Genomic DNA, 5591 nt, shown 5'->3' with positions numbered 1-5591 from the left:
GTGCGAACCCGCCCGCGCCGGCAATCAGCGCGCCGACTGCCGCCGCGAGCGAGTTCAGGACGAATCGGCGCCGACCGACTTCGGTCACTGGTGCGTCACCTGCCCCCTCGGCTTCAGCGCCGACAGCTGCCCGGCGCGGCTGGGCTTGTCGGTGCAGCCACCAGAACACGCCGACGCCGACGACCAGCGAGGCCAGCGGTGCCAGCAGCCCCAGCGGATCAGCGGACTGCTCGTAGACGGCCAACGCGCCGACAACGCCGAGGACGCAGATCGCGGCCAGGCCCGGCACCGCGCTGCGGCGCGAGATCAGTCCGACGAGCAGTCCGAAGGCGACGAGAACGACTGCCATGCCCACGAGCAGGGCGGGCTTGTCGTTGGTGCCGAAGTAGGTGATCGCGAAGTCCTTGACCGGCGCAGGCGTCCGATCGATGGTGGCGTTGCCGACCGCCAGGAAGGGCGACGCGGCGGGGGCGAGGACAAGTCCGGAGACGAGGTGCCCGGCGCCGAGGGCCGCGATCACGGCAATGAGACCGGCGAGTGCAGCGCGCACAGCGGGCAACCGGGTGGTGGAAGTCATAGAAGGTCTTCGTTGCGAACTGGCATCGGGATGGGCAACTGTCCTGCCGACAGCGGTGGCGTCCGGTGCAGAGGGACGAATCTCTACACGCCAGCAGGAATTCACTTCTGAAGTGGGCGATCGATTCGAATCCACTGTGCCAGGGGATGGGTACCACGGCCTAGACGCATGCGATGCCGCCGGATCAGGCGAATTCTCGCCTGTGGCTATTCGCGCGCGCGGTGCGTTGACATCTGGCAAACTGTGCCAGTTGGGATTTTCCGGCTGACAAACGGCTCTCGTGCTGCTCGCGAGACCCGGGGGTGACACAAGCCGAATGATATTCATGACCGCGACGCTCTTCCGCAGTGCCGTCAACAGGCTGACGGCAGCGGGCTCCTGATTTCCGCGACCGACGGCCGTTCCCCGGAAACGGCACGGACCCCAGCCAGGTATGCGCCCCAAGGTGCGGGCGCGTCCGACGATCCCGTGGCTCTGAGTCTTGCCATCGACTCGGTGCGGCCCCTGTTCCAACCGATCCTCTGGCTCGACACCCTTTCGATCGCCGGATACGAGTCCCTGGCCCGGTGCGCCGAGGGCCTGCCATTCGCTGAGCCGACTGACTTGCTGGCGGCAGCCCGCTGTGCAGGACGAATCTCCGAACTGGACGCCACGATGAGTCGGCGCAGCATCGAGGCGCTCACCGACGTCGACTGGCACCCCACGCAGACCTTGTTCGGAAATGTTGATGCCGAAGCAATTATTTCCCGACCGGATCCGCTGACGATGGATACGCTCGACCGCGCCGCCGCGGCTGGCCTGCGTGTGGTGGTGGAGATCACCGAACGCTCGCCGCTCGCGAATCCCGGGGCGCTCATCGAGGCGCTCACCCATGTACGGTCGCAGGGCTGGGGGGTGGCCGTCGATGATGTTGGCGCCGAGGAAGACTCGCTGGCTCTGCTGGCGATTCTGCAACCCGACGTCGTGAAGCTCGACAAGTCGATCCTGCACTGCCCGGTGGACACTCACATCGCTCGGATCCGTACCGTCACCCGTCTGTACTGCGACCGGACCGGGGCGCTGATGGTATGCGAAGGTGTAGAAACCCAGGCCCACGAAGCCCGGGCTCGGGCGCTGGGGGCTGATCTCGTGCAAGGAGTCCGCTACGGCGCGGCCGAGCCGCTACCGATCGCGACCGGTTCTGTAGATCAACCGGTGCGACTGCTCGGGAATGACGTCCGCGAAGAGGCGACGCTGGCCCAGCGACTGAGTTCGATACCCGAAGCGGCGCTGCCCGCGACCCAGATCATCGACGCGGTCAGCGAATTGCTGGCCATCGCAGCTCGCTCGGGTAGGTCCGCGGTGGTCATCGCCACCGCCCCAGGGATTACCCACATCGCCGCCGACTCCCTTGCCCATCTCGCCGGCGCGCTGCCGTATTCGGCACTTGTTGCGCTGTTCGCACCAGGCTGTCGCACCCAACCGGCTGCGGGCGTGCACGGCATCGATGCGTCGATGGAAGAGCAACTCGGTAGCGCGTGGTCACTGACGGTCGTCGCGGAGACGCTGGCCGTTTCGATTTTGGCCGGACGTCGTGGCGCCAACCTCAACGATCCGGTGCCCCATCGGATTGTTCACGATCACGCGACGGTGACACAGATCCTGCGCCTGTTGGTAGCCAACATCCGCTGACGCTGCGCGCTGACGTCTCCACGAGCACGTCCTTACCGTGGGCAACGGCTCCGATGCTGGTCCGACGGTCTACTCGTCTGGAAATCACTGGTGATCGATGCTCTGACGTGATGAGCCGCCGAGAATCACCGAAGCCCGACCGGATAAACCGGTCGGGCTTCGTGCGTTCGAGACGTCTTACTGGTTGGATTCCTGGCGCTTCTCAGCTGCCTTGGCGCCGGCGCGGGCCGAGTCGGCTTCCGCTTCCTTCTCTGCGGCGTCGCGCTGAGCCTCAGCCTTGTCCTGCTGGGCCTTGCCCTCGCGGACCATGTCGTCACGTCCGGCGACGGTGCCGACCGTTTCCTTGGCCTTGCCCTTTACGTCTTCGACGACGCCCTTGATGCCTTCTGCGGGTCCACTGTTTTCGTCAGCCATGATGTGCCTTCCGGTAGAGGAGTACGTTCACTGCCCAACTTCTGGGCCCGCACTGAGGCTTCCCGGCGCGCCCTGCAGCTAAACCGGTGACCTGCGTCTCACGAACCTCTTTCAGCGCCAACGTAATTGATTTGAGATCCGGCCTTGTTTTAGCGGCCGTGTCAAGGGGGTATTGCTCCTCGACCATGAGGACATACCGATCAAGACGCATCCCCGGGGGATCACTGCATGATCGGCGCGAGGATCAGGTACGCGCCGGTGTAGATCGCCACCGCAATCAAGATGAGTACGACCAGCGTCATGCCGGCCACCATCAAGACCCCGCGTATCGGCTTGCGTTTGGGTTTGGTTTCATTCATAACCAGCGGGTACCCGAGCCTCCGTCGTGCCTAACGTCGGCTACCACTGCCCCCAACGCCCGTGGATAGCTGGGGATATGCCTGGGGTAGTCTCGCTTGCAAGTTTCCAGGAGGGCAGATGGCCGACGTCGTGAGCCACAACAATGGGCTGGGCCACAGCGCCCAGTCGGTCGAGCTCCGAGTGGCCGCCACGCTGGAGAATCTTGCGATGCTGCGCACGCTTGTTGCCGCCATCGGCACCTTCGAGGATCTGGACTTCGACGCCGTCGCGGATCTGCGCCTTGCGGTCGATGAGGCCTGCACTCGCCTCATCAGGTCGGCGGTGCCCGAGGCGACCCTGCTTCTGGTGGTCGATCCGCAGCCCGACGCCCTGGTCGTGCACGCGTCGACGACATGCGACACCTCCGACATCCTGGCCCCCGGAAGCTTCAGCTGGCACGTGCTGACGTCGCTCACCGACGAGGTCACCACCTTCAGCAACGGTCAGTCCGCCGACGGCGGACAGACGTTCGGCATCTCCGTGACGACGAGGCGAGCGAGCTCGCTGAGGTGACGCGACCGGCTTCGCAGGGCTCGTCGAAACGTTCGAGCTCTGAATATTCGGACGTGGCCGACATGTTCCGCGAGTTGGCCGGCCTCGAGGACGGTTCGGCGCAGTTCCAGCGGCAGCGCGACCGCATCGTCAACCGGTGCCTGCCGTTGGCCGACCACATCGCCCGGCGATTCGACGGCCGCGGTGAACCACGCGACGACCTGGTCCAGGTCGCCCGGGTCGGTCTGGTGAACGCGGTCATCCGCTTCGACGTCACCGCCGGCTCGGACTTCGTCTCGTTCGCTGTGCCGACGATCATGGGCGAGGTCCGCAGGCATTTTCGCGACAACAGCTGGTCGGTGAAAGTCCCGCGGCGACTCAAAGAACTGCATCTGCGCCTGGGCGCCGCGACCGCGGAACTGTCGCAGCGGTTGGGTCGTGCGCCGACGGCCAGCGAATTGGCCGCGGAGCTGGAGATGGACCGTGACGAGGTGATCGAGGGTCTGGTCGCCGGCAGTTCCTACAACACGCTGTCCATCGACAGCGGCGGTAGCGGGAGTGAAGACGCGCCTGCACTCGCCGACACGATCGGTGACGTCGACATGAGCCTCGACCAGATCGAGAATCGGGAGTCGCTGCGGCCCCTGCTCGATGCGCTCCCGGAGCGGGAGCGCACCGTGCTGATGCTGCGGTTCTTCGAATCGATGACGCAGACGCAGATCGCCGAGCGGGTCGGCATCTCGCAGATGCACGTGTCCCGGCTGCTGGCGAAGTCGCTAGCTAGGCTCCGGGACCAGCTGCAGTAGCCGCGGCTGATCGGTGTGCACTGCGGACAGCGCCTCGGTGACGTCGGTGCAGGTCGGCAGGGCATTGTCCGGGTCGCAGATGCGGAGCAGCCGGTGCACCGCGGGGCTGGGCACCAGTGCCCAGCGGATCTCGGCTCCGACACATTGCACGTTGAGCGTGTGCAGGGCGGTGAAGCCGGCGGTGGCGAAGAAGGACAAGCCGGAGAGGTCGATGACGAGTCGGTCGGTGTCGGCGCGACGACGCAGCGCGTAGTCGATGAAATCTCCGACATTGGCGGCGTCGAGTTCGCCGTGCGCGACGACGACCGCCGTCGAGGCCTCTGGCCAGGTGGTTTCGAAGTGCGCGGTACGGCCGTCGATCCGGTCGGGTGATGCTGCTTGGGTACTGGACATTAGTGACTCCAATAGTCGGAATGCGTGATTCGGACCTGGGTTCACGTCAAGGTGGGCCCTTGGTTTCAAAGCCTGCGCGGACTCAATCCGCGTGACGATGACGTTTCCAAATGGCTGTGAATTCAACCTGGTCTGAACCCTACGCCCATAAGTTGATCTTGGACAATGGCGGCACGGGCTTGCACACGCAATTCTCAGCTTCCATGCACGGCGGAGAAAGCGCCCCGACGACGGACGATTGGTGAAAAGTACTGTGATGCAGGCTAGTTCAGCGGCAGGGGTGCTGCTGGCCGCGGGTGCGGGCACCCGGTACGGCCTACCCAAGGTGCTCGCCGAGGACGGCGGGTGGCTGCGATTCGGCGTGTCAGCGCTGGCCGACGGCGGCTGTGGGGACGTGGTCGTCGTCCTGGGCGCCGCTGTGGTCGATGTGCCGCCACCTGCGCGTTCTGTTGTCGCCGTGAACTGGGCCGACGGCGTGAGTGCGTCGGTGCGGGCGGGGCTGGCTTCGCTGGCCGAATCGACCGAGTTCGTGGTGCTGACCACCGTCGACACCCCTGACGTCGGCGCCGCCGCGGTGCGTCGGGTGCTGGCCGTGGCCGCCACGTCGGAATCCGGGCTGGCCCGCGCGCAATACGGTGAACGCCCAGGTCACCCGGTGGTGATCGCCCGCAGGCACTGGCCGCAGCTGCTCGACGCGCTCACCGGTGACGACGGGGCCGGTCCGTTTCTGCGCGGCCGTGACGACGTCGTCGCGGTGGACTGCGCGGATCTGGGTTCGGGTCTGGACGTCGACGAGCGCTGAGCCCAGCGAATCCGGCGCGGCTGCGCACCGTGGGGGT

7 protein-coding genes and 1 pseudogene are annotated in these 5591 nt (G+C 65.9%); 4 read left to right on the top strand and 4 right to left on the bottom strand.

The features are described 5' to 3' along the window. A pseudogene (locus tag WA965_RS29985) lies at window positions 1–577 on the bottom strand (molybdopterin-dependent oxidoreductase); the annotation flags it as partial. Between the two features lie 468 nt (window positions 578–1045). Between WA965_RS29985 and WA965_RS29980 the strand changes: the two are divergent. Beyond that, complete coding sequence (locus WA965_RS29980; RefSeq protein ID WP_526301583.1) at window positions 1046–2248, top strand: EAL domain-containing protein; 1203 nt, start codon at window positions 1046–1048, stop codon at window positions 2246–2248. A 177-nt stretch (window positions 2249–2425) separates the two neighbouring features. On the opposite strand, the gene mbp1 is transcribed toward WA965_RS29980, so the two are convergent. Both mbp1 and WA965_RS29970 read right to left on the bottom strand, forming a co-directional pair. Then, the gene (gene mbp1 / locus WA965_RS29975; protein WP_526301585.1) at window positions 2426–2662 is read right to left on the bottom strand and encodes a microaggregate-binding protein 1; all 237 of its coding nucleotides are present in this window, start codon (window positions 2660–2662) and stop codon (window positions 2426–2428) included. Between the two features lie 221 nt (window positions 2663–2883). Then, entirely contained in the window at window positions 2884–3021 is a 138-nt protein-coding gene (locus WA965_RS29970; protein WP_526301587.1) for a hypothetical protein, read from the bottom strand. A 118-nt stretch (window positions 3022–3139) separates the two neighbouring features. On the opposite strand from WA965_RS29970, the gene WA965_RS29965 reads away from it, so the two are divergent. Both WA965_RS29965 and WA965_RS29960 read left to right on the top strand, forming a co-directional pair. After that, on the top strand, window positions 3140–3574 hold the full coding sequence (locus WA965_RS29965; protein WP_526301589.1) for an ATP-binding protein: 435 nt from the start codon (window positions 3140–3142) through the stop codon (window positions 3572–3574). Further along, window positions 3571–4359: an RNA polymerase sigma factor SigF gene (locus tag WA965_RS29960; RefSeq protein ID WP_526301591.1), complete on the top strand. Its 789-nt coding sequence runs from the start codon at window positions 3571–3573 to the stop codon at window positions 4357–4359. The genes WA965_RS29965 and WA965_RS29960 overlap by 4 nt, the downstream gene beginning before the upstream one ends. Here the strand turns inward: WA965_RS29960 and WA965_RS29955 are convergent. Then, window positions 4330–4752, bottom strand: a complete 423-nt coding sequence (locus WA965_RS29955) for an STAS domain-containing protein (RefSeq protein WP_526301593.1) — start codon at window positions 4750–4752, stop codon at window positions 4330–4332. The genes WA965_RS29960 and WA965_RS29955 overlap by 30 nt on opposite strands. Before the next feature lie 256 nt (window positions 4753–5008). On the opposite strand from WA965_RS29955, the gene WA965_RS29950 reads away from it, so the two are divergent. Continuing rightward, window positions 5009–5554, top strand: a complete 546-nt coding sequence (locus tag WA965_RS29950) for a nucleotidyltransferase family protein (RefSeq protein WP_526448325.1) — start codon at window positions 5009–5011, stop codon at window positions 5552–5554. Window positions 5555–5591 lie beyond the last annotated feature (37 nt).

This window comes from Mycobacterium sp. (assembly GCF_049683935.1).
GTDB lineage: Bacteria > Actinomycetota > Actinomycetes > Mycobacteriales > Mycobacteriaceae > Mycobacterium.
Note: the sequence above shows the minus strand (reverse complement) of the source record. Positions and strands in the feature narration are given on the sequence as shown.